Origin of the sequence: Mesorhizobium yinganensis (assembly GCF_040081985.1) — a bacterium.
In the GTDB taxonomy this organism is placed as follows: domain Bacteria; phylum Pseudomonadota; class Alphaproteobacteria; order Rhizobiales; family Rhizobiaceae; genus Kumtagia; species Kumtagia yinganensis.
Window position 1 is genome coordinate 181,217 of the sequence record NZ_JBEBMH010000010.1, and the last position, 19,491, is coordinate 200,707.

At 60.7% G+C, this 19,491-nt stretch carries 24 protein-coding genes, 2 tRNA genes and 1 pseudogene; 23 read left to right on the plus strand and 4 right to left on the minus strand.

Going from position 1 to position 19,491, the window contains the following annotated elements; genetic code table 11:
* Window positions 1–2: 2 nt before the first annotated feature.
* From ABMA59_RS19485 to ABMA59_RS19560, 16 genes and pseudogenes are all read left to right on the plus strand, one after another.
* Window positions 3–251 carry a hypothetical protein gene (locus tag ABMA59_RS19485; protein WP_349007041.1) on the plus strand — a complete coding sequence of 83 codons (249 nt, stop codon included), beginning with the start codon at window positions 3–5 and terminating at the stop codon, window positions 249–251.
* A gap of 418 nt (window positions 252–669) precedes the next feature.
* Window positions 670–888, plus strand: coding sequence for a helix-turn-helix transcriptional regulator (locus tag ABMA59_RS19490; protein WP_349007042.1), 219 nt, complete (start codon window positions 670–672; stop codon window positions 886–888).
* Window positions 889–892: 4 nt separating this feature from the next.
* Complete coding sequence (locus ABMA59_RS19495; RefSeq protein WP_349007043.1) at window positions 893–1,099, plus strand: hypothetical protein; 207 nt, start codon at window positions 893–895, stop codon at window positions 1,097–1,099.
* Window positions 1,096–2,385 carry a hypothetical protein gene (locus ABMA59_RS19500; RefSeq protein WP_349007044.1) on the plus strand — a complete coding sequence of 430 codons (1,290 nt, stop codon included), beginning with the start codon at window positions 1,096–1,098 and terminating at the stop codon, window positions 2,383–2,385. Before ABMA59_RS19495 ends, ABMA59_RS19500 begins: the two co-directional genes overlap by 4 nt.
* A complete protein-coding gene (locus tag ABMA59_RS19505) occupies window positions 2,382–2,657 on the plus strand; it encodes a death domain-containing protein (RefSeq protein WP_349007045.1) in 276 nt (91 codons plus the stop codon). Before ABMA59_RS19500 ends, ABMA59_RS19505 begins: the two co-directional genes overlap by 4 nt.
* Window positions 2,657–3,823 carry a DUF3631 domain-containing protein gene (locus ABMA59_RS19510; RefSeq protein ID WP_349007046.1) on the plus strand — a complete coding sequence of 389 codons (1,167 nt, stop codon included), beginning with the start codon at window positions 2,657–2,659 and terminating at the stop codon, window positions 3,821–3,823. Before ABMA59_RS19505 ends, ABMA59_RS19510 begins: the two co-directional genes overlap by 1 nt.
* A complete protein-coding gene (locus tag ABMA59_RS19515) occupies window positions 3,820–4,098 on the plus strand; it encodes a hypothetical protein (RefSeq protein WP_349007047.1) in 279 nt (92 codons plus the stop codon). The genes ABMA59_RS19510 and ABMA59_RS19515 overlap by 4 nt, the downstream gene beginning before the upstream one ends.
* On the plus strand, window positions 4,088–4,615 hold the full coding sequence (locus ABMA59_RS19520; RefSeq protein WP_349007048.1) for a hypothetical protein: 528 nt from the start codon (window positions 4,088–4,090) through the stop codon (window positions 4,613–4,615). Before ABMA59_RS19515 ends, ABMA59_RS19520 begins: the two co-directional genes overlap by 11 nt.
* Window position 4,616: 1 nt before the next feature.
* Window positions 4,617–4,943: pseudogene (locus ABMA59_RS37240) on the plus strand (HK97 family phage prohead protease); the annotation flags it as partial.
* A 418-nt stretch (window positions 4,944–5,361) separates the two neighbouring features.
* Window positions 5,362–5,781 (plus strand): P27 family phage terminase small subunit, encoded by a 420-nt coding sequence (locus tag ABMA59_RS19530; RefSeq protein ID WP_349007050.1) that lies wholly within the window; start codon window positions 5,362–5,364, stop codon window positions 5,779–5,781.
* A 2-nt stretch (window positions 5,782–5,783) separates the two neighbouring features.
* Window positions 5,784–6,293, plus strand: coding sequence for a hypothetical protein (locus ABMA59_RS19535; RefSeq protein WP_349007051.1), 510 nt, complete (start codon window positions 5,784–5,786; stop codon window positions 6,291–6,293).
* Window positions 6,284–6,526 (plus strand): hypothetical protein, encoded by a 243-nt coding sequence (locus tag ABMA59_RS19540; protein WP_349007052.1) that lies wholly within the window; start codon window positions 6,284–6,286, stop codon window positions 6,524–6,526. The genes ABMA59_RS19535 and ABMA59_RS19540 overlap by 10 nt, the downstream gene beginning before the upstream one ends.
* On the plus strand, window positions 6,523–6,882 hold the full coding sequence (locus ABMA59_RS19545) for a hypothetical protein (protein ID WP_349007053.1): 360 nt from the start codon (window positions 6,523–6,525) through the stop codon (window positions 6,880–6,882). Before ABMA59_RS19540 ends, ABMA59_RS19545 begins: the two co-directional genes overlap by 4 nt.
* A gap of 4 nt (window positions 6,883–6,886) precedes the next feature.
* Window positions 6,887–8,746, plus strand: a complete 1,860-nt coding sequence (locus tag ABMA59_RS19550; protein ID WP_349007054.1) for a phage tail length tape measure family protein — start codon at window positions 6,887–6,889, stop codon at window positions 8,744–8,746.
* The gene (locus tag ABMA59_RS19555; protein WP_349007055.1) at window positions 8,743–9,543 is read left to right on the plus strand and encodes a hypothetical protein; all 801 of its coding nucleotides are present in this window, start codon (window positions 8,743–8,745) and stop codon (window positions 9,541–9,543) included. Before ABMA59_RS19550 ends, ABMA59_RS19555 begins: the two co-directional genes overlap by 4 nt.
* A 37-nt stretch (window positions 9,544–9,580) precedes the next feature.
* Window positions 9,581–9,829 (plus strand): DUF982 domain-containing protein, encoded by a 249-nt coding sequence (locus ABMA59_RS19560; RefSeq protein WP_349007056.1) that lies wholly within the window; start codon window positions 9,581–9,583, stop codon window positions 9,827–9,829.
* A gap of 997 nt (window positions 9,830–10,826) precedes the next feature.
* On the opposite strand, the gene ABMA59_RS19565 is transcribed toward ABMA59_RS19560, so the two are convergent.
* Together ABMA59_RS19565 and ABMA59_RS19570 are read right to left on the minus strand one after the other, a co-directional pair.
* Complete coding sequence (locus ABMA59_RS19565) at window positions 10,827–11,258, minus strand: hypothetical protein (RefSeq protein WP_425475948.1); 432 nt, start codon at window positions 11,256–11,258, stop codon at window positions 10,827–10,829.
* Between the two features lie 1,242 nt (window positions 11,259–12,500).
* Complete coding sequence (locus tag ABMA59_RS19570) at window positions 12,501–12,707, minus strand: helix-turn-helix transcriptional regulator (RefSeq protein WP_349007110.1); 207 nt, start codon at window positions 12,705–12,707, stop codon at window positions 12,501–12,503.
* An 81-nt stretch (window positions 12,708–12,788) separates the two neighbouring features.
* Here ABMA59_RS19570 and ABMA59_RS19575 point away from each other — a divergent pair, with 81 nt between their 5' ends.
* From ABMA59_RS19575 to ABMA59_RS19585, 3 genes are read left to right on the plus strand one after another with little or no spacing between them, the layout of a single operon-like run.
* A complete protein-coding gene (locus ABMA59_RS19575; RefSeq protein WP_349007057.1) occupies window positions 12,789–13,442 on the plus strand; it encodes a hypothetical protein in 654 nt (217 codons plus the stop codon).
* Entirely contained in the window at window positions 13,436–13,939 is a 504-nt protein-coding gene (locus tag ABMA59_RS19580) for a hypothetical protein (protein ID WP_349007058.1), read from the plus strand. The genes ABMA59_RS19575 and ABMA59_RS19580 overlap by 7 nt, the downstream gene beginning before the upstream one ends.
* The gene (locus ABMA59_RS19585; RefSeq protein WP_349007059.1) at window positions 13,936–14,127 is read left to right on the plus strand and encodes a hypothetical protein; all 192 of its coding nucleotides are present in this window, start codon (window positions 13,936–13,938) and stop codon (window positions 14,125–14,127) included. Before ABMA59_RS19580 ends, ABMA59_RS19585 begins: the two co-directional genes overlap by 4 nt.
* Window positions 14,128–14,418: 291 nt before the next feature.
* On the opposite strand, the gene ABMA59_RS19590 is transcribed toward ABMA59_RS19585, so the two are convergent.
* A complete protein-coding gene (locus tag ABMA59_RS19590) occupies window positions 14,419–14,634 on the minus strand; it encodes a hypothetical protein (RefSeq protein ID WP_349007060.1) in 216 nt (71 codons plus the stop codon).
* Between the two features lie 1,326 nt (window positions 14,635–15,960).
* Window positions 15,961–16,035, minus strand: a tRNA-Asn gene (locus tag ABMA59_RS19595).
* Window positions 16,036–16,301: 266 nt separating this feature from the next.
* Here ABMA59_RS19595 and ABMA59_RS19600 point away from each other — a divergent pair.
* From ABMA59_RS19600 to ABMA59_RS19615, 4 genes are all read left to right on the plus strand, one after another.
* Window positions 16,302–16,523, plus strand: coding sequence for a hypothetical protein (locus ABMA59_RS19600; RefSeq protein ID WP_349007111.1), 222 nt, complete (start codon window positions 16,302–16,304; stop codon window positions 16,521–16,523).
* Between the two features lie 113 nt (window positions 16,524–16,636).
* Window positions 16,637–16,710: transfer RNA gene (locus ABMA59_RS19605), tRNA-Cys, on the plus strand.
* A gap of 421 nt (window positions 16,711–17,131) precedes the next feature.
* Window positions 17,132–17,806 (plus strand): protein-L-isoaspartate O-methyltransferase family protein, encoded by a 675-nt coding sequence (locus ABMA59_RS19610; protein WP_349007061.1) that lies wholly within the window; start codon window positions 17,132–17,134, stop codon window positions 17,804–17,806.
* 154 nt (window positions 17,807–17,960) lie between these two features.
* Window positions 17,961–19,367: a TolC family outer membrane protein gene (locus ABMA59_RS19615; RefSeq protein ID WP_349007062.1), complete on the plus strand. Its 1,407-nt coding sequence runs from the start codon at window positions 17,961–17,963 to the stop codon at window positions 19,365–19,367.
* Window positions 19,368–19,491: the final 124 nt, after the last annotated feature.

Sequence of the window (19,491 nt, forward strand, 5' to 3'; positions counted from 1 at the left end):
GAATGGCCGCCGGCGATCCCGTCCACGAGTTTCTTGCCGACCATCCGTGGCTGAAGGAAGCCGGAGCTTCGGAGCGGTCGCTTCGATTCAATCTGATGTGCGACACGGGCTTGGAGATCGACACCGCGCTTCAGGACGACGATCCTAAACGTTACCGCTTCACCGGCGAGCACCCTGAGAGGGTTGTTGAACGAGCACAAAACGGAGATCGCGTCGCGCATCAGGCCTTATGCGACGGGCCGCCAGACTGACAGAAATGCGTGAGCGTCTGCCCCTGGCTTTGCAGCAGTACATCGTAGCTTCAGCATCAACACCGCAAAAGTTTCGGCGCGGTCGCCATCCAATCAGCCACGTGCATCGCGATGACGCAATTTTCCATGCTGTTGAACTGGCGGTAGATCAAGGGCTGGCGCCGACCAGAAACGAGGCGTCCGTGGAACGTTGCTCTGCCTGTTCACATGTAAGCGCTTCGTTGTCATCACTCGGACTGTCGATGTCCGAGCGCACCATAGAGACTATATGGTCTAAGGTGCGCGAAGTTCGGCGGAAGGCCGGCTTCCGCATTTATAGCGACGGCTTGTCCTGAACTAATACGGTTTTTGTTCAGTACGACATCCGAGTGCAGCAGTCCGAAATTCCATGCGTCAACACGAACGCAAAGGAGCGGACATGCGCCAAGACGCATTTTCCGAGCTGGTCGACGAGACCACCGCCTGCCGGATTATTGGCGGCGAAGATACCCCTATCCATCGCTCTACCCTTTGGCGCGGCATCAATGCCGGCCGCTTCCCCAAGCCGCTTAAAGTAGGACCCGGCACCAATCGTTGGCCGGTCTCTGAACTTGTAGCCGTTCTGGAAAAGGCCGCGGCCGAGCGGAAGGCCGCCTAAGACGATGAGCCTCGCAAATGCGAACGGCCTGGCTGGTGACCAGGCCGTCGCGGTTTCCTTCGTAGCGTGGCAGCATGAAGAAGAAGCCGAAATTACCGAAAACATCCTTGATCTGCAAGCCGCCGCCATTCGCCGGCGGTTCAGCGTTTCCTCCGAACTTGCACTCGCCGTCGCCTCCCTCGCCTTCCACTCCAGGAGGGTCGGCCAATGAACGGCAAGCTCTCCGCCCGCATACGCGAATTTAAGAACGGCCACTCGACCACACTGAACGACCTGACGGTCCTGGCCGCGCAAAACGATCCCTACCGCGTCGACACGCCAGCCGGCCACCGCGACGCGCAATGGTTTCTGGAGCAATTCGAGAAAGCTATCGGCGCCCGCGAATCTATCCACCTTCGCGGGCTGCACTACGCAATCGTCGCCCGAGGCGATGTCAAAAAACCTAATGGCCAACTGTACAGAAATACCGACGCCGACTGGTCGTGGTTGCAAGTCTTCCCTGCCAAGGCCGCACGCTGGCTCGGATATATCGACTTCGAGAAGGTCCGAGACCAGCGTAACGACCCGCCGGTGGTCCATAGGGCGGATGCAAGTTCGCCGGAAGCCTGCATCATCCCCGGCGAACTTAGCTTCACGCTGCCCGATGTCGACGACATAGATCCGATTGTCTACGCCAGAAATTTCGAGGGCCGGCAGCCGTACCACCTTGTGATCTTCGGCGAGAAATCCTCGCTCGCCGAGGTCGCGCTGCCGATCGCAAAGCGCTACGGCGCCGATGTCTATCTGCCGGCCGGCGAGTTGACCGACAGCCTGGTCCACAAGATGGCCAGCGACGCGGCTTCCGATGGTCGGCCGATGCGGGTCTTCACCTTGGCCGACTGTGACCCGGCTGGCCATCAGATGCCGGTCAGCATCGGCCGCAAGTTGCAAGCGTTCCGCGACTTGAAGTTCCACGACCTTGATTTCGAGGTCCGCCAGATCGGGCTGACTGTCGAACAAGTCAAGGAACTCGAATTGCCGTCGACACCGCTGAAGGAATCGGAACGGCGGGCGGATCGGTGGAGATCAGCATTCGGTGTCGAGCAGACCGAGATCGACGCTCTTGCCCAACTGCGCCCCGACGTTCTTCGGCAGATCGTCGATGATGCGTTGAAGCCCTTCCACGACAACACCCTGTCGTGGCGAGTCCTGGCGGCTAAAAATGATTGGCAGGAAGAAGCCCAAGGCGTTCTCGACGATAACGTCGACCAGCGAATGCTGGACCACTTGCGCCGCATGGCTGAACACCGGCTTGGCGAGCTTCAGAAGCAGATCGACCATATCAAGGACGAGCTGCACGTCGGTATCCCGGACGGAATCGAACTCCCGGACATTGTGATCCCGGAAGCGGTGATCGACGAAAATTTCCATAGCAAGCCATTGGTTTCTTCGCGCTGGTCATGGCGTGAGCAGACCGCCGCGCTGAAGGCGCACAAGAGCTACGGAGGTGAGGAATGACCCGTCACGCCTCCCTCCCCACGACCGAGCAAATCTTTATCGAGCGGGCTGTCCGCCACGTACACCGGGCGCGCGGCCATCTCCTGGCGGCTTCTATCGCCGTCGAAGTCGCGGGCTTTGAATGCGTGGCCATCGACAACCTGCACGCCGATACCACCGACCTGCTCGACGATTGGCGCGGCCGGCGCCGGCCGCCGGCTGTCGAGAATCTTCCCAGCCATATCACAGACGCCGCCGCCGACTGGCGCCGCCAGAACCGGAGGACATACTGATGAACTTCATCCACAAGGATCCGGTGGCGGAGCGCATGTCGGCCACCGACCCCGCCGAAATTCTTGAAGACGTGTTCGCCTTTCTGGGCCGGTTTGTTTCCTATCCCGATGAAGCGTCGCACGTCGCGCATACCCTCTGGATCGCTCATGCGCACTCGATGGACGCATGGGAGGCGACGCCCCGGATTGCCTTCCTGTCGCCAGAACCCGCATCGGGGAAAACGCGGGCGCTGGAAATCTCGGAGTTGCTCGTGCCGCGGCCAGTCGAGGCCGTGAACGTCACGCCGGCCTACTTGTTTCGCAAGGTTGCCGATCCCCAGGGCCGCCCGACCATCTTGTTCGACGAGGTCGACACGGTGTTCGGCCCGAAGGCCAAGGATAACGAGGAAATCCGGGGATTGCTGAACGCCGGTCACCGTCAAGGCGCAGTTGCCGGCCGCTGCGTCGTGCGCGGAAAGATCGTCGAGACGGAGGAAATCCCCGCCTATTGCGCGGTGGCGCTCGCCGGCTTGGGCGATTTGCCGGATACGATTTTGACCCGCAGCGTCATCGTTCAAATGCGCCGCCGCGCGCCGGACGAACACGTCGAACCTTACCGCCGTCGCGTCCATGCACACCAAGGCCGTGAGATACGTGACCGGCTCGCCGCCTGGTGCGTGTCTGTCGTAGACACCTTGGCCGACAGCTTTCCCGAGATGCCGGCGGGTGTGGAGGACAGGGCGGCGGATGTCTGGGAACCTCTTCTTGCAGTTGCCGACGAAGTCGGAGGTGAGTGGCCGGCGCGAGCGCGTGTGGCCTGTGTGACGCTTGTGACGGCTTCTAAGGAGGGCACACCCAGCCTTGGAATCCGACTCCTTGCCGACCTTAAAGCCGTTTTCGGAGATTCGGAGGTTCTCTCGACGAAGACCATCCTGGACATGCTGGTCACCATGCCGGAGTCGCCGTGGGCCGACATCAGGGGAAAACCGCTTAACGACACCGGACTCGCCAAGCGCCTGAAGGGGTACAGCGTCAATTCCAAGACGATCCGGATCGGCGAGTGGACTGGCAAAGGCTACTCGGCTTCTGACTTCTACGACGCATGGCGCCGATATGTGTCTGTGTCCCCCCATGAAGCCGTCACACCCGTCACAAGCGGCACATTTGGCCACGAGGAAGTCTATTGAGCCCGGCCGATCGTCAGCGGGCGTATCGGAAACGCATCCGGCGGCATCAGGGCGTGCTGCGTGTCGTCATCGACCTGTTCGGCTTCGCCGACGCGCTGATCGAGGCGGGCGAACTCTCTGAGGCCGAGACACAGAGCCGGAACCATCTCGAAGCCAAGGCGGCGCAAATCATCGAGCGGTGGCAGAAATCCGTTATGCGTAACGCCGAACCGCCTTCGGCACGCGGTAAATTGTCATCAACGTCAACCCGAGAGACCAAAGCCGATGCTGGCTAGACTTGATCAACCGCCTCGCCCCGAGATCGTCCTGCCGACGAAGCTTGTCCGGGCAGAACAGGAACTCGCCGCCGCCCGAGCCGAGCGCGAACGCCTTCGCACCGAAAGCGCACCGATGCGCGCCTACGTCGCGTCGACACAGGATCGGGAAGTCACAAAGCAGCTTGCCAAGATCGATGTGCAGATCGCGGCGGTAGAGGAAACCATCGTCAGGGCGCGCGTCGCCCGCGCAAAGCTGGTCCGCGACTTCTCGCCGGAAGTCGACAGGCAGTTGCACCCATGGGCCGCACGGCAGGCTCGCCGCCTTCTGTCCGCGCTCAATGAGGCAACCGCCGCGCTGGCCGAACTGCAGAGTTGCCAGCCGTATTGCGTTGCGCCTCACTTCGCCAACGCCGCCTCGCAGCCGCACAAGGACGTGTCGCGCATCATGGCGAAGATCGGCCAAGTTGATTCGAAGCCGCTGGCGTCTTTGAGCGCGTGGGCAGCCGAGTTCCTTCCGGAGCAGGAGCGCGGCTGACATGAAGGTCAACGGGTACGCGCTGCCTTGGAACAAGGCCATCCAGATCGACGGCCTTCGGGAAATGGTTCGGCCCAACGCCGTACGTATCGACGCGCGGAATGTCCGATTGTGTTTCATGCATGAGGGGCATGACTATCCCCTAGCGCAAACGGCGAACGGCACACTGCAACTCTGGAACGATGCGTTCGGCCTGGCTTGGGCGGCAGACGTTGACGATGCAGTTGGCTGGAAGCGAGCGGCGCTGCGCACCATCGGTGACGGCAGCACATCCGATTGCAGCGTGAACTTCACCTTTCTGCAATGCAATGAACGCGACGGCCTCAGAGTCATAGAAGCCGCCGACATCGATCATGTTGCCATTTGCGCGCGCCTTAACGGAGCGTACGGCGACGAAGGGGCCAACTGCTGGCTCGAAGATAGGCCGAGCGATGCTTTCACTCGGCGACTAGCGCAGCGATGGGCGGCAGGTGCATCGAACAGGGTGAATTCTCCGCGCCCTGCACCTTCTGCCCGTCCTGCATGGGCGGCGAGGTCAGTAGCGTCATCGACAGCGCGTCTGGCCTCGCCTGCCTCCTCATACCGAGGCCAAGCGCCAGCGAGCGTCGACCGCGTCCTGGCCATGTGGGGCAAGATATGACCGGGGCGGGGCAAATCCCTACAGCGCCAATGGGCCTAGACCGGTCCGGGCCAACGTTTTCAGTTTCGATGCCCCGGTTCATTCCGCGCGTGCGAGGAGGTGAATAATGGGTGCCCGAGGGCCACAAAGCGCCGCATCACTGACCGTCGTCGCCGACAATCCGCAGCCGACCCCGCGTCGATTGGCTGCGAAGGAACGCGCACCTGCGCCGAAGCACCTGTCGAAAGCAACCCGTGCGTGGTGGGACGAGGTGACGGCTGAATACGCTCTCGAAAGCCATCATTTGCGGCTGCTCCAGGCGGCTGGTGAGGCATGGGACCGTTGCCAGCAAGCGCGTGAGGCGATCGGCAAGCACGGGCTCACATTCACCGACGAGCGCGGCGCCGTCAAAGCGCGGCCGGAAGTCGCAATCGAGCGCGATAGCAGGATCTCATTCATGCGGGCGATCCGCGAACTTGATCTCGATGGCGAAGGCCCTGGCGGCGAGCCAACGCGTCCGCCTGCCATCGGCAGCAATCGGAGATAGCCATGCCTGTGAAACGCAAGAAGGCGATACGCCGCGAGAACGGGCTACCTGAGGAGGTGGAGGGCCATTTCCTCGGCGATCCCGAGCACCAGTTCGTATTCTGGTGGACTGACAAGGAGGTGCGAGAGCTTTGGGAGCGGTGGCGCGACGAACTGCTGGCGCAGTGGGTGCTCGATAATCCCGGCACGCGTCCGCGCGGCTGGTGGATGTTCGATGCGCCAGAGAACCGAATTCGGACCGGGGGCAAAGGAACGCCAAAGTTCGAGGTGCTCGGCTACGTCCCTCACTTCGAATACGGGATGCCGACCAGCTACGTCGATCAGTGGGAGTTCGAATACTACAACGGCATCCATCGCGATGTTGATGGCCACCTGATCGATGAGAAGCGCAAGCCAGGCGACTTCGTTGCAGATGTCTACGATCCCGACGACCCGCCTACATTCGAGAGCGAGACGGCATACCTGGCTCGGCTGGGCCTGTTCTTCGACGGGGAGGCGAAACGATGCCATTGAAACGCCGCGCAGGAAAACGCCGAAGCCTTGTCACTGCCGCCGCAATCGAGGCATTCCGGGCTGGGGATAGAATGGCGCTGTTCTTCGCCATTGGACAAAAGCCTTGGGAACCGTCTCCGTTGGAGGTTTGGCAACCTGAGCCGCCGGAATGGGCATCGAAGAACGCATGGACCGAAGCGTGGCCAAAAATGTACGCGCTACGCCTGGAACTCATGGAGGCCATCGGCCAATGACCGCAGCCGAGAAACTCGCCGAGGCGCACAAGTCTATGCCGCCCGAGGACATCGCCGAGCACGCGCTGGCGCTCGCCATGGTGGTGGAGAGTCAGGACAATCTCATCCGCTCGCTGGTCGAGGACATTGACGGATGCCGGACCGGCGTCACCAACACCGTGTCCGCCTTCCGCAGCATGCAAATAGCGGTTCGCACGGTCGCCAGTGCGAACGCCAGCCGGCGGTTTTCCGACGCTCGGAAGATGATCGCCGAACTGGCGGATATCCCAGTGATGGACGAGCCGGTCATCCCCGCGCCGCTCTATATCCCGGCGGAAGAGTCCTGGCCGGAAATCTACAGCCCGAAGCCGAGGTGATCAAATGGAAGCTGTCCAACTTAAGCGACTTCGCGTTGCCGCCGACATGGACTCGTCCGGGTTCGTTGCCGGATCGCGTGAAATGGAGGCCGCGCAGGCTCGACTGTCCGCGGGCAACAAGCTTGTATCAGTCACCCTGGCGGATACGACTGGAAAGGTGTCCGCGGCGACCGGCGATATTGGCAAGTTGTCCCGCGCTTACATCGACGGCTATGGGACGGCCTACAAGCTTGAGACCGGTCTGCGGTCGATCAACAGGGCGCTGGAACAGGGCAAGATCGACGTTGCACAGGCCAGTGCGATTTATCAGGGCATGACGACCCGGCTCGGCGCAATGGCCGATGGCACGTCGATCGCGCGGCAAGGGTATGTCCAGCTTGGTTCCGTGATCGATGACGTGAATATGAAGATGTCGCGCGCCGCCCAGCAGGCGCACGCCACCCGCCTCGCTACGGCCCAAAGTTTCACGCCCGTCAATGACAACATGAGCGGACGGATGGGCGGGGCTGATGGCTTCCGGCGCCAGAACCTCGGGTTCCAACTGCAGGACATAGGGGTGGGGCTTTATGGCGGCATGCCGGTCACCACGGTGCTCGTTCAGCAGGGATCGCAGCTTCTCGGACTGTATGGTGGCAACGGCGGTGTTTCTGCAGCCTTCAAAGACTTCGCTGGCATTCTGGGAACTGTGGCTCGGGCAGCAGGGCCGTGGATTGCTGCCGCAGCCGCCGGATACGGGGCTTACAAACTGCTCGCAAGCTATTCGGTCGAAGCAGGGCTTGGCGTCGACAGTGCAACACAGGCACTCGCGGATCAGGCCGCGCCGCTCAGTACGGTCAAGGGTCAGATTGACGAATTGGGTGGTTTGCAAAAAACCTATCGTGACGCCATCGCGTCGACCGGTGACATAAGCACGACAGCGACGAACACCATCGTGGCCAACGTCGAGAGGGAGTTCGCGGCGAAGAAAGCTTTGCTGGAACTGGAAACGCTTCGGCAGGAGGCAGCGCTGAAGGTTAATGCCAGCCAGCAAGGATTGGCAGGGCTCTCACTGCGGCAGGAACTTGGCGCCGGCATCAACACCCGTATGGATCTGGAGCGGCAGGGCTTTGCCGATCCGCGCATCGGCAGTGTGCCATTTGTCCGCCTGCCCGACGAGATCACCGGACTGGAGAAGACTCAGGCGATGATCGACGCCAGCCCGGTGGCGCAGGAGCTTAAGCGGCTCCGCGCCGAGGGTGAGTTGACGAAGATCGTCTTCGAGAAATTGCAGGACGCCATCAACGCCACGGTCAACGGCACGGACCTCATCACCGGGGCAGGGAAAGCAGGCACTGAGTCAGGGCAGCGCATTCCGATCCCGCAGTTCCGAGGTCTCGACGACCAGCCCGGCAGCGTGGATTTCATGCAGGACGCGCAGCGCCAGCACGAACTCAGGATGCGCGGCCTTCAGGACGAGGCACGTCTGCTCGGGCTCACCGGCGCAGCAGCGGCGTCGCTCCGAGCCGAGCAGGAGATGCTCGCCGCAGCCTATGCCAAGAACGTCGAACTGACCCCGGGACAACTCCGGTCGATCCGCGATCAGGCAGCGGCCTACGGCCAGGAGAAGGACGCGCTGGCCCGCCGCGAAGGACAGTTCAACGAAATCCGCGATGGCGTGAAAGGCTTCGCCACGGACTTCAAGGATGCGCTTCTTGATAACGGAGGCGATCTTGGTGACGCCTTCGGCCAAGCCTTCCTGAATGGCTTCTCCAACGCAATGGACAAGCAACTCGAGCGGATATTCGAGCAGATGGCCAACGGCATCGCAGGGCCGGTTTGCGGGCCAGCCTTCAGCATCAACTTCGAACAAGGAATAGTCGAATGAGCGCCTTCATTTCTGCTTCGAGCCCGGAGGGCATCGCGGTGCTGACGGATGGCGCGATCTACGACGCCACCGGCACTATTCGCGGCATCGAGCGCAAAATCACCGCGGCGAAAAACAAGCCCTTTGCGGTGACATCGCGCGGTCATCACAACATCGGAAAGCAGTTTGCAGATATCCTCTGCACGGCTGTCGATTTCTCGGGGAGCGTCGACATGCTGCTCGAACACCTGCCCGAGGTGCTGGAAGGGTTGAAGGCCAAGGCCGCCAGCTACGGCCGGGAATTGCAGGAGCACGAAGTCAACCAATTCTTGATCGCGTGCTGGTCGGAGACGCGCGGGCCGCTGCACATGGCATTCGAGACCGCGCAAACGCCATACAACATCACCGACGCGCCTTTCACGATCAAGGAGCTTGGGCCGGTCCAGATCGCCGGCACGGGCATCAGCACCGACGATATCCGGGCGCATGGACTCCGCGTCAAAAGGCCGGACGAAACCGTCTTCGCCTACCTTCGGGAGACTGGTGCGGAATACATGGAGATCATGCGCAACGTGGCCGGCGTCATCAACTGGCGGGGCGATGGCCAGCGGCTTCGGCACTGCATCGGCGGCAGGTGCGACCTTACGCTCGTCTCGGCCGCAGGCGTTACGACCGAGACCCTGCGGGTATGGGACGACAAGATCGGCCGGGACATCAAGCCGAAGGCGGCGCCGAAAACCGTTGTCACTTTCCCCGGCATGAACCGACAGCAGCGCCGCGCGGCCGAGCGGGAGAATAAGATGGCTTTGGCGCAATAGCGTTCGCTATCTCAGAACCATTTCGCTATAAGCGGGGATGACAGAGTCAAAATTTGAACCGCCGGTGACCGTTCTCGTTGACCCGGCGGGCGGGCAAACAATCATCCGCAACACCCGCGAATGCTCCGATTTCCTACTTAAGCAGTGGCGGGGAAAGCGTGGCGATAAGCACCGTGCGGCTTTACAGGCTTGCGTGGATGCAGATGACAATCGGCGTCCGGTAGCAAGTGCTCGACGGGCATTCGTGGCGGCGGCGCGCGAGGCCGGCACTCTCATCACTACATGATCTCGGCGATGGCGGTGTGATTCATCACAAGACGCCAATGACGGAGATTTGACGTTGAAGAATATCCCGCAAGGCCCAAGCCTGCAGAAATCTACGCCTGCCGAGACCAAAAGTGCGATAACTACGAAAGTAGCGCGACAGATAATTGATCGGGAGACGGCTGCGAGAGCTACAAAAACGAACCGGTTGCGGGCAGCCAGGCTAGCCGAGGAAGCCTCGAAGCCTGCGCCTAAGTCAAAAGCACGCTCAAAACTCTAGTGAAGGTCACGTTTCTATGCTGACTTCCACATACACAGCGCTGAGATGCCAAGGAATTTCATCACTTGGCCTCCGTCACGCTGTTTCACGAAACTTTACAAACCGGCGCCATCCCGTGCTGTCTGCCGACGGCATCCCCGACGCCGTCACCCAGGCGTTCTGGACGGAGGTCTTATCCGCGCGCCTGTCCTACCGAGTCAAGACCGGGCACAACATTGAAGAGGTGCTAGGCATCGGCTAGAGCCTCGTCATCAGTTTGTCCGAGTGAAAGAAAATCCGGTTCTCCAGGCTGATCACTGATCCGCAGCGTTGGCATTCCAACTTGCAGTTTTGGCGTATGCAGCCGACTTCGGCTCGATTTTCGTATGAGCAATGCGCACAGTGAACGCCAATCTCATCTTCGTCGGAAAGGCTACCCGTAGCGCTTGCTTGGACCGACCTGAGATATCTCGCTTGGGACATCCGTCAGCGGCACCAGCGTTCCGATCAACCGAAGCAAACTGTCGTTCTGAGGCGAGCCCCGGTCGTGGGTGAGGAAGGCACCAGGATCGATCCGGCTGGGTGTACCTCCCGAACTGATGTTCGGAACATGCCGGACGAAAGCCCTGCCGTCTTGGGCTCGTTCCAGATGCCACTGATCTCCATTGGAACTCGCATAGATCAATAGAGTGGGTGTGCTCATCTGAACTTCTCCCAATTCCTACCGCACCGGGCTAGTGGGTGGAGCAATTCTGTTGGCCTACAAGATCCGGTGGCGAGTAGCAGTCTCATTGGCGCGCCTCCGCGTCCCGCTGGTATCGTTGTCCATTTGGCGCTGGGTTTGTTCGTGAGCGGATACCTCCCGAACCGTTTGCACATTCGGACACTGGCTTTCCGGCTCATCTGGCATCGTCGAGGCAGGCTCAACTTCAAAACCGGCATCGGCGGCTTCTCTGATGATCGCATCGACTAGCTGCCCATCCGAAATATCGAGATCAACAAAAATGCGCTTGATTGCACGTATCGCTTCGGAAGCCGCGAACGGTCGAGCCTCCTTTTGACACATTTCGAGAAATGTGCCGATTGCAGTCCGTACCTCCGCCGAGAGTTGTTCAGGGCGGGAACTCATGATGCACATTTCAACTTTGCGGGACTGGCGCGACTTCGGCACGAAACGTAGCAAAAGGCGCATCGAAGTGGTCGGGCAGGGTTCAATACGTGATACTCCCTAGTGCCAGATACAGGATGCCGCCTATGACACATACTGCAAGTGTAAACAGCAACCACGCCGCCGGCTCGGCAATCACCCTCCCGAGGTGTTTCACAATGTGCCGGCGGACGTCGGATGTGGGTGTAGTGTGACGGAAGACAAGCATGTCCTCCTTTCGTTGGGGCTAGGGCACGATGGCCGCCCTCAACCGATGGCGCCCTGAAAACAGCCACCGACATTCACGATGTATCAGCACCGCAATCCAATTGCGAGGTTATTCGGCGGAACATGCGCGATTTGTCCCCCTGTGCCTTGGGTTGCGTGATAAAGGGCGTTGACGCCACAACAAAGGCGTGCCTCCAATCAAAGATCGGGCACTCAGATGTACGTCCCCACATGGACTGCTCCCATCCTTTTTGGCGCGGGGCTGGGCGCCTTATCCCTTGCCGTTGTCGGCTTCACTTGGGGCGGTTGGGTTACTGAGCGTTCCGCGAAAATAATGATGAGAGATGGCGCTGCCGCCGCTGTAGCTTCGAGTCTAACGCCCTATTGCATCGAGCGGTCTAGAACCGATCCTCGATCGATTGAAATCCTTGCCGATATGAAAATTGCTAGAGCGTTTGAACGCCCAGGCATGGTGCAAAAAGCTGGTTGGGCCACGCCGCTTGGGCAAGATAAGCCCAATCGTGAACTTGCTGTCAGTTGCAGCCTATCTATTCAAGAATACTTGCGTGCTACGGGCTGAGTGCCAGGCTTGCCACGTCTTCCGGCTGCCCGACTTTTAGATCACGCTCTCATGACGATTGGCGTGGCTTTGGCTAGAGCCGGCTGTGCCCAGTCAGTCGTGTCGCTGTTTTTGGCGGCGATGCGCCCGTCCAGGCGGACGACCCATTTCACCGAGCAGTCGCCCCGCTGGCCTCCCCGGAGAGTTCACATGTTTGAAGTTTGGCCCGGTGGGCCGTCACTCATGAGAGCTGTTTCTTTGCGATGGAGTTTCTAGTTTTTCAATGGCCCGGTCGATCGCGATAAGCTGCGCTCCCAGACGGACCGATGCTTCTGCATCATTGCTCGTCTGGGCATTGCGTTCAACCACGCGAGACCTCACCCGTCCTAGGGCTCGAAGTGAAGCAAGTACTTCACTCGCAATATCGTTGGAGAAGATTCGCCGTACCATTGCCAATTTTGAAAGGCGCTTGGTCAACGCACAAGTGAGAACTGGCGGGGTCAGCCCTTCCTTAGCCTCACCCCAGCGCCGCCACCGTTCTCGGGTATGAACTCCACGCCGGCCGCTTCTAGGGCGGCGCGGATGGCTTCCAAGGCTTCAGGGCGCCCGGCGTACTTGCCCGTTTCAAAGTTGCTGATGGTGTTGCGGTGAACGCCCGCCGAGTCAGCTAGCCGTTGCAGAGACCAGTTCAGCGCGGCTCTCGCCATTCTAACTTGTGCAGGCTTCACAAGTCCATTTCCTTGTGCTAATTTCACAAGTGCAAATATCACAATCCGAGAGGAACTTCCATGCCGAACACCTACGTTCCGGCTGCGGGCGGAGCTTTGCCCACAGCCCAGCCAACCATCTTCCTCACCGTGACGCCCGACCTACGGCTAAAGCTGGCCACCACGATCGAGAACCTGATCGCGTTGCTCGATACGATCGACGGCGACGAGGACTTGGAGCCAGCCCTAGACGACGAGCCGGGCACCTGGACGGAATTCCACCAGTCGCGGGGCCACACGCCTGTCGAGGATGAGAACCTTGAGGACAACGCCGACGCCGAGGACGGCGGCGACAGCGAATTGTCGCTTGGCTCGCCGGGGCGCTACCCGAACGCCTACAGTTCAAACTGGATACGACCCGGCGACCTTGCCTATTCGACCGGCGGCAACAACTCGCAAGAGACTTGGGCCAGCGGTAGCAACACGGTCCGCAGCGACGAGTGCGAGATTGAGAACGAGCACGGCGGCGATGTTCTCGACGTGGACCATGACGCCAGCACATGGGGCGATGGTATTGACCAGTCCTACATCGACGAAGGCGCCTACGATGACGCCGAGCCAGACTGCGACGCCGAGCACGAGAACGAGGGCTTCCGCAATCCGCAGGGACCGTGCTGCGAGATAGCCTTTCGCAAGCCGGACGGCATCATCGTTCGGGAGGTGGTGTCATGCTGAACCGCCGCAAACTGCTCGCGACCACTCCGGCCGTGCTCGCCGCCGTCGTCACGCCGGCCGCTGCGTGTTTTGGCACGTCAGATCCCGATGCCGAACTGATAAGGCTCGGCGCCATATTCGACCGCCTGTACGAGGACTGGAAGCCGCTGTGGCGGGAGATGGATCGCGCGCACAACCGATGGGCGGCAGCGATGCACGAGCGCGGCACCTGTTTCGGCGAAGACATGGACGCGCTGTTCGCGTCGCAGGCTGAGTTTGGCGTCGACATCGCCGGTGATCGCAACAACGCCCATCTGGACAAGGTGGAAGCAGCAGCGGCACCTATCCGCGTTATGCAGCCTAAGACCCTCGCCGGGCTTGCCGTCCGCGCCAGGGTTTGCCGTTTTGACTCGGCTTCGCTTCCTGAGATTGATCGGCCGCGAGGGGATTGGGATTGGGCGACGGAGTGTCTGGAATGCTTCATCGCTGACATAGAGCGCATGGCGGCAACGTCGTGACTTACGCCCTGTTCACCGCCGGCATCGTTATCGCCTTCTGCTTCGGTTTCCTGCTCGGCGACAGGCGAGGCGTGATGCAGGCGAACATCATTCTCGACCAGAACAACAAGCTGCTGCTGGAGGCGATGCACGACGCCGTAAGGGCGCCTGTCGACGGCGAGGACGAGCAGTGGGCGACGCTGCACTAGAACATTCCCAACCGTTGGAAATTTACGTCCGGCTGCGGAGACGTGGCTGGGCTTTTGTTCTACAAGCGGCGGAACCCGAACCGCATCGCCTCGTTGCGGCTTCGAGGGAACAAGGAACTTCCCCATGTCATCCGATACCGAAGACCGAAGGCTCGCCGAAGCGCGAACCATCGCTATGCGTCTTGCAAAGGAAACGGGTATCACCAGAGGGCAGGCTACTGAATTGGTCGAGTTCCTTGGACCAAACTGGACCTCGCTAGTGCGCGAGGCCCGAATGCTTCGAAAGCAGCGTTAGGCGGCCAGTCGCAATCGGTTCAACGACGATGCTTCCATGCCGGCCATCAGACCGTCAAAGGTGTCGACACCACGGGCAAAGACTGACATCACCGTTTCGGCGGCATCGTATCTATCATCGTCGGTGGTAATTTCGTGCCGCTCGCAGTACGCCGCCAGCGCTTCACAGAGTGTATCGATCTGATCGGGGTTTGCACATCCGAGGAATGTCATAGCTTCCATCCATCATAAGAGGGGGCGAAAGCATGATGTTCTCTTCCAAGCGCCTTGTGCCGGGAGGACAGGCGACAAAAGCACCTTACGCCTTATCAGTGCTAGCCGCGATAACATTTGACGTACCAGCCATATTTCTCGCGAACCGGAACAACGCTCACTTAATGATGTTCGGAGGTAGGCCAAGGCGGGCTAATCCACACCGCCAATGTCTAGGCGCGTCGCGAACTAACCCTGATCTCGCGGCGGGCCGCTGTCGAAATTCTCTCCATCCTCGCACAGCACCGTACGATGTCATTTTTCATAGCCAGCCGCCTGACATTCCAATACGTTGATTCGTCGCCCGTACCGGCAAGGCAAGCGGGCGATTGAAAGAGGATTGCGCTTTCGCCCACTCTGGATGAAAGCGATGTGCGACAACGAGCCAGGCAGTGAGATGTCCGCGTTCGAATTCGACATTGTGCGAAGAGCCTATCGGAGAATGGTTGGCAACCGCCAGATCGATGACGCCTTGGCTCGCCGGCAGGCCCGAGATCTAATAGACGCGCTCACAGAGCACGTCGAAATAGATGACGATTTGCTCGCTCGAATCATTCGGCGATGACCGACCAGGAAGCGGCCGGCGTCCGCGTCGAACATATTGACGGCAAGTGGGCAGTCCAGGTCGCGGAGGCTGGCGAAGTCACCCAACAGCTATTCGAGACCGAGGAATTCGCTCGGAACTTCGCGGAAGGCCAGCGGATACGCCTCGGACTGCCTTCGGTCCAAGCGCCGCAAGACAGATAGTGTGCTGATAATGTGGCCCGCGTTCTCTATGTCCGAACCCGGTGCTCACGCTTCAGGGACACTTCGTTCAGTTTGGCCCGCCTACCTCCGCTATGCCCAAAGTTGGCGGGCCTTTTTCTTCCGCTGGAACATGTGGCCTGCCAGGCGGTTCGATTACGGACTGCGGCGAGGCCGACGCCCTGCCACGGTTAGGCCCGCCGCGAGCCCGTCCCTCAAGCGCGCGGCGGGCTGTCTTTGGTGGGGAGTCCAAATGAGTCCGGGTGATTGGGTCAGCGGTGAAGTGCGGCGCCTGCTCATGAAGCGTATGGCGAAGGAAACCGGCATCACCCAAGCGCAGGCGGGATCACTCATCGACCTGCATGGCCCGGATTGGTCGACCCTTATCCGAGAGGCCAGGAGCATACAGTCGAACCGCGAGATAGGCGGGCATCCTGATTGAGTGAGGCGAGTCGAGTGCCTAGCAAAGGCACTATGCGTACCTATAGCGTACCTATCGAGATTTGTTGCAGATTTGGAGGCTTGCTATGTGCTTGATTTGTTTGGCTCCCCGGGCCGGATTCGAACCAGCGACCAACCGGTTAACAGCCGGTTGCTCTACCACTGAGCTACCGGGGAACGGATGCTCGTTTCAGCATTGCGCGTGCCTATAGCAAACCCGTTTCGGCTTTGCAAAGCACCGCCGGTCATTTTTTTGACCGGGCGCACCGTTATGTGGCGCGCGGCATGCATCCGCATCATATGACGAGGCACGAACACTCAATCAAGACGGGCAAATTCTGGTCCGGCTGGAGACGTTACGGATGGGCAGAAGCACGAGGCGGGACACCGAACCGGACCGACAGGAGGCAGTGAACGGCAATGACCCGGCCCCCACGATCAAGATGTTCGGCCGCGCGTTCCGGATGCCGCGGTCGCGCGCCCTGCGTGTCGCCATCGGCGTGCTGCTTACCTTCCTGGGGTTGCTCGGATTCCTGCCGGTACTGGGTTTCTGGATGATCCCGCTGGGGCTGCTCGTCCTGTCCTACGAATTCGCCACGGTACGGCGGCTGCGGCGGCGCTCCGTGGTGTGGTGGGAACGGCGCCGACGCCCGCCGCCACGATAGCCGCGCGCGCCGAGGAGAGAAAGAAACAGACAGGCTTCGGAAAAAGGCGACCGGCGCTTGTCGCCTCCCGAACCCTCTGTTAACAGAGCGCGCATAGAACGACGGGGCGGCGAGGCCTCGTGGCGGAGTGGTTACGCAGAGGACTGCAAATCCTTGCACCCCGGTTCGATTCCGGGCGAGGCCTCCATCCTGTCGTTTCGTCGCACGGTCGACGGTTTTTGATTCGCTCCGTCGCCCGGCATTGTCGACGTCCTCACTTTCAACGTCTGAGTGCCGTTCACGACTGTCCGTGACAAAAAATGCCGTATTCGCTGCCTGTGGATGAAGCACGAAGCGCCGCGGTGAGGCACGAGCGCCACGCATCCGAAAAATCGTGGCCACGGTCTGGACATTGGAAAGTCCATGACCGACATAGGCTGCGAATACGGGTTACGCATCGTTAACGATAGAGGCTCATCCTAGGTGTCGCGTTGCACCGAAAGCTTTGAGTTTTGCGATTTGCGGAAGTCTGGGCGAGGCCTCGATCCTGTCCTAGCCGGTTTGCTACCGGAGCCCGTGTTCCGTTTGAAATATGCGTAGAGTAGCGCAGGAAACGGATCGGTTTTGACATGGAAGCAGACTATGCACAGCGGCGCATTCGCATGGTCGACGGTCAGGTGCGCACGACCGATGTGACCAGCACGGCACTGCTCGACGCCATGCTGGCGGTTCCGCGCGAGGCGTTCGTCGGCGCCAGCCGCCGCGACCTTGCCTATATCGATGAGGATATCGAGATCGCCCCGGCCCAAGCCGGCGGTTCACCGCGATACCTGATGGAGCCGTCCCCCTTCGCCAAATTGGTGCAGCTCGCCGAGATCCTGCCCTCCGATTTCGTTCTCGATGTCGGGTGCGGAACCGGCTATTCGGCCGCGGTTCTTTCGCGTCTGGCGAGTTCGGTCGTAGCCCTCGAATCGGACCAGGCGCTGGCCGACCTGGCGAGTGAGAATCTTGCCGGACTTGGCTGCGACAATGTCGCCGTCGTGCGCGGCCCGCTGCCCGGGGGCTATGCGGACGAATCCCCTTACGATGTGATTTTCGTCGGCGGCGCGGTCGAGGTGCAGCCGGATTCTTTGCTGTCGCAACTCAAGGATGGGGGGCGGCTGGTCGTGGTCGAGGGCAGCGGAAACGCCGGCAAGGCGCGACTCTATTCGAAATGGAATGGCGTGGTCACCGGCCGCAGCGCGTTCAACGCGGCAATTAAGCCATTGCCGGGTTTCGAGCGCGCTTATACATTTCAGTTCTGAGTGGATGGGACCGGTCTGAGAAGGTTGTGGGAATTTCTGCTGACTCTCGGAATTCGACGGGAGTGGGTGACGGGTACGTGGCGGTTGGGTTGACGGATCGCGCCGGATGATCCGGGCGGAGCGGGGCTTTGCTGCGACGATAGAGGGATACGCTGTGCAATTTGTTCGCAAGTCTTTGTTCGCTGCCGTCTTGTTGTCCGCGACAGCGCTGTCGACCGCCATGGTTTCGGCCGAAACCATCAGCGGCGCGTTGACCAAGGCCTACCAGTTCAATTCGAGCTTCAATTCGGCACGCGCCGGCGCGCGGGCGACCGACGAGAATGTTGCGATCGCGAAGTCGGGGTACAGGCCGACGATAACGGGCACCGGACAGATCGGATACAGCTCGAATCACAACGATCCTCGCATCAGGAGCATATTGTCTTCGCCCGATAGCACGCGCCTGACCGCCGGGTCGTTCGGGGTGGAAATCCAGCAAACGCTGTTTGACGGGTTTCAGACCAGGAACAATGTTTTGGCAGCGGAGGCCCAGGTGCAGGCCTCCTTCGAGAACCTGCGCAACACCGAAATGGACACGCTGTTCAATGCGGCGGCTTCCTACATGGACGTCATCCGCGACCGCCGGATCGCGGTGCTGACCGAGCAGAACCTGGAATTTCTCAACGAACAGGCACGCGCGGCGCGGTCGCGTCTCGAAGTGGGCGAAGGCACGCGCACGGACGTCGCCCAGGCCGACGCCAGCCGGTCCGCCGCCGTGGCCCAGCTCGCGGCTGCGCGCGCGCAGGCGCTCAACAGTGCCGCATCCTATCGGCAGGTCGTCGGCGAGGACCCTGGCAACCTCAAGCCTGCTTCGCCGCTGGCAAAGCTTTTGCCCAAATCCGCCGACGCTGCCTATGCCCTTGCCGAATCGCAACATCCGGCCATTCTTTCCTCTCAACATCTGGTCGATGTTGCCGGATTCACCGTCAAATCGGCGGAAGGCACGCTGCTGCCATCGATTGTCGGCTCCGCGAGCGTGGACCGCAGCTACACTTCGACCTCTCCCGGGCCGGCCAGCGGGGACGGCTACGGCACCTCTGCCAGCATAGGCGCGCAGATCAATATTCCCATCTATCAGGGCGGGCGCGCCTCGGCGCAGGTCCGGCAGTCCAAGGAACAACTGGGCCAGGCACGCATCAATGTCGACGTGACGCGCGACCAGGTGCGGCAGGCGGTGACGTCGGCGTGGACGAGTTACACGGCGGCGCGCGAAAATGTGACCGCCATCCGGGAAACCGTCGCCGCGACGCAACTCGCGCTCAACGGTGTCATCGAGGAGCGTAATGTCGGCCAGCGGACGACGCTCGACGTTTTGAACGCGCAGCAGGACGTCATCAACGCCCAGATCAGCCTTGCCAACAGCGAGCGCGACGTAGTGGTCGGCAGCTATGCCATCCTGTCCGCGATCGGGGCGCTCGGCGTCAAGCGGCTCGGTCTCCAAGTGGTGGAATACAGACCGCAGGAACACTACAACGCCGTCAAGGACAAGTGGTTCGGGCTGCGCACGCCGGACGGCCGATAGTTCCTCGTCGCGCGCCTCTATCCTTTGGAAATCGCTTGCGGCGGGATCTTTTGGGATTCTCGCTGGCTTTTGCCTCCGCTACGCTAACGTCATGATTCGTAGGCGGCTTTCTCCGAAGGCCGTT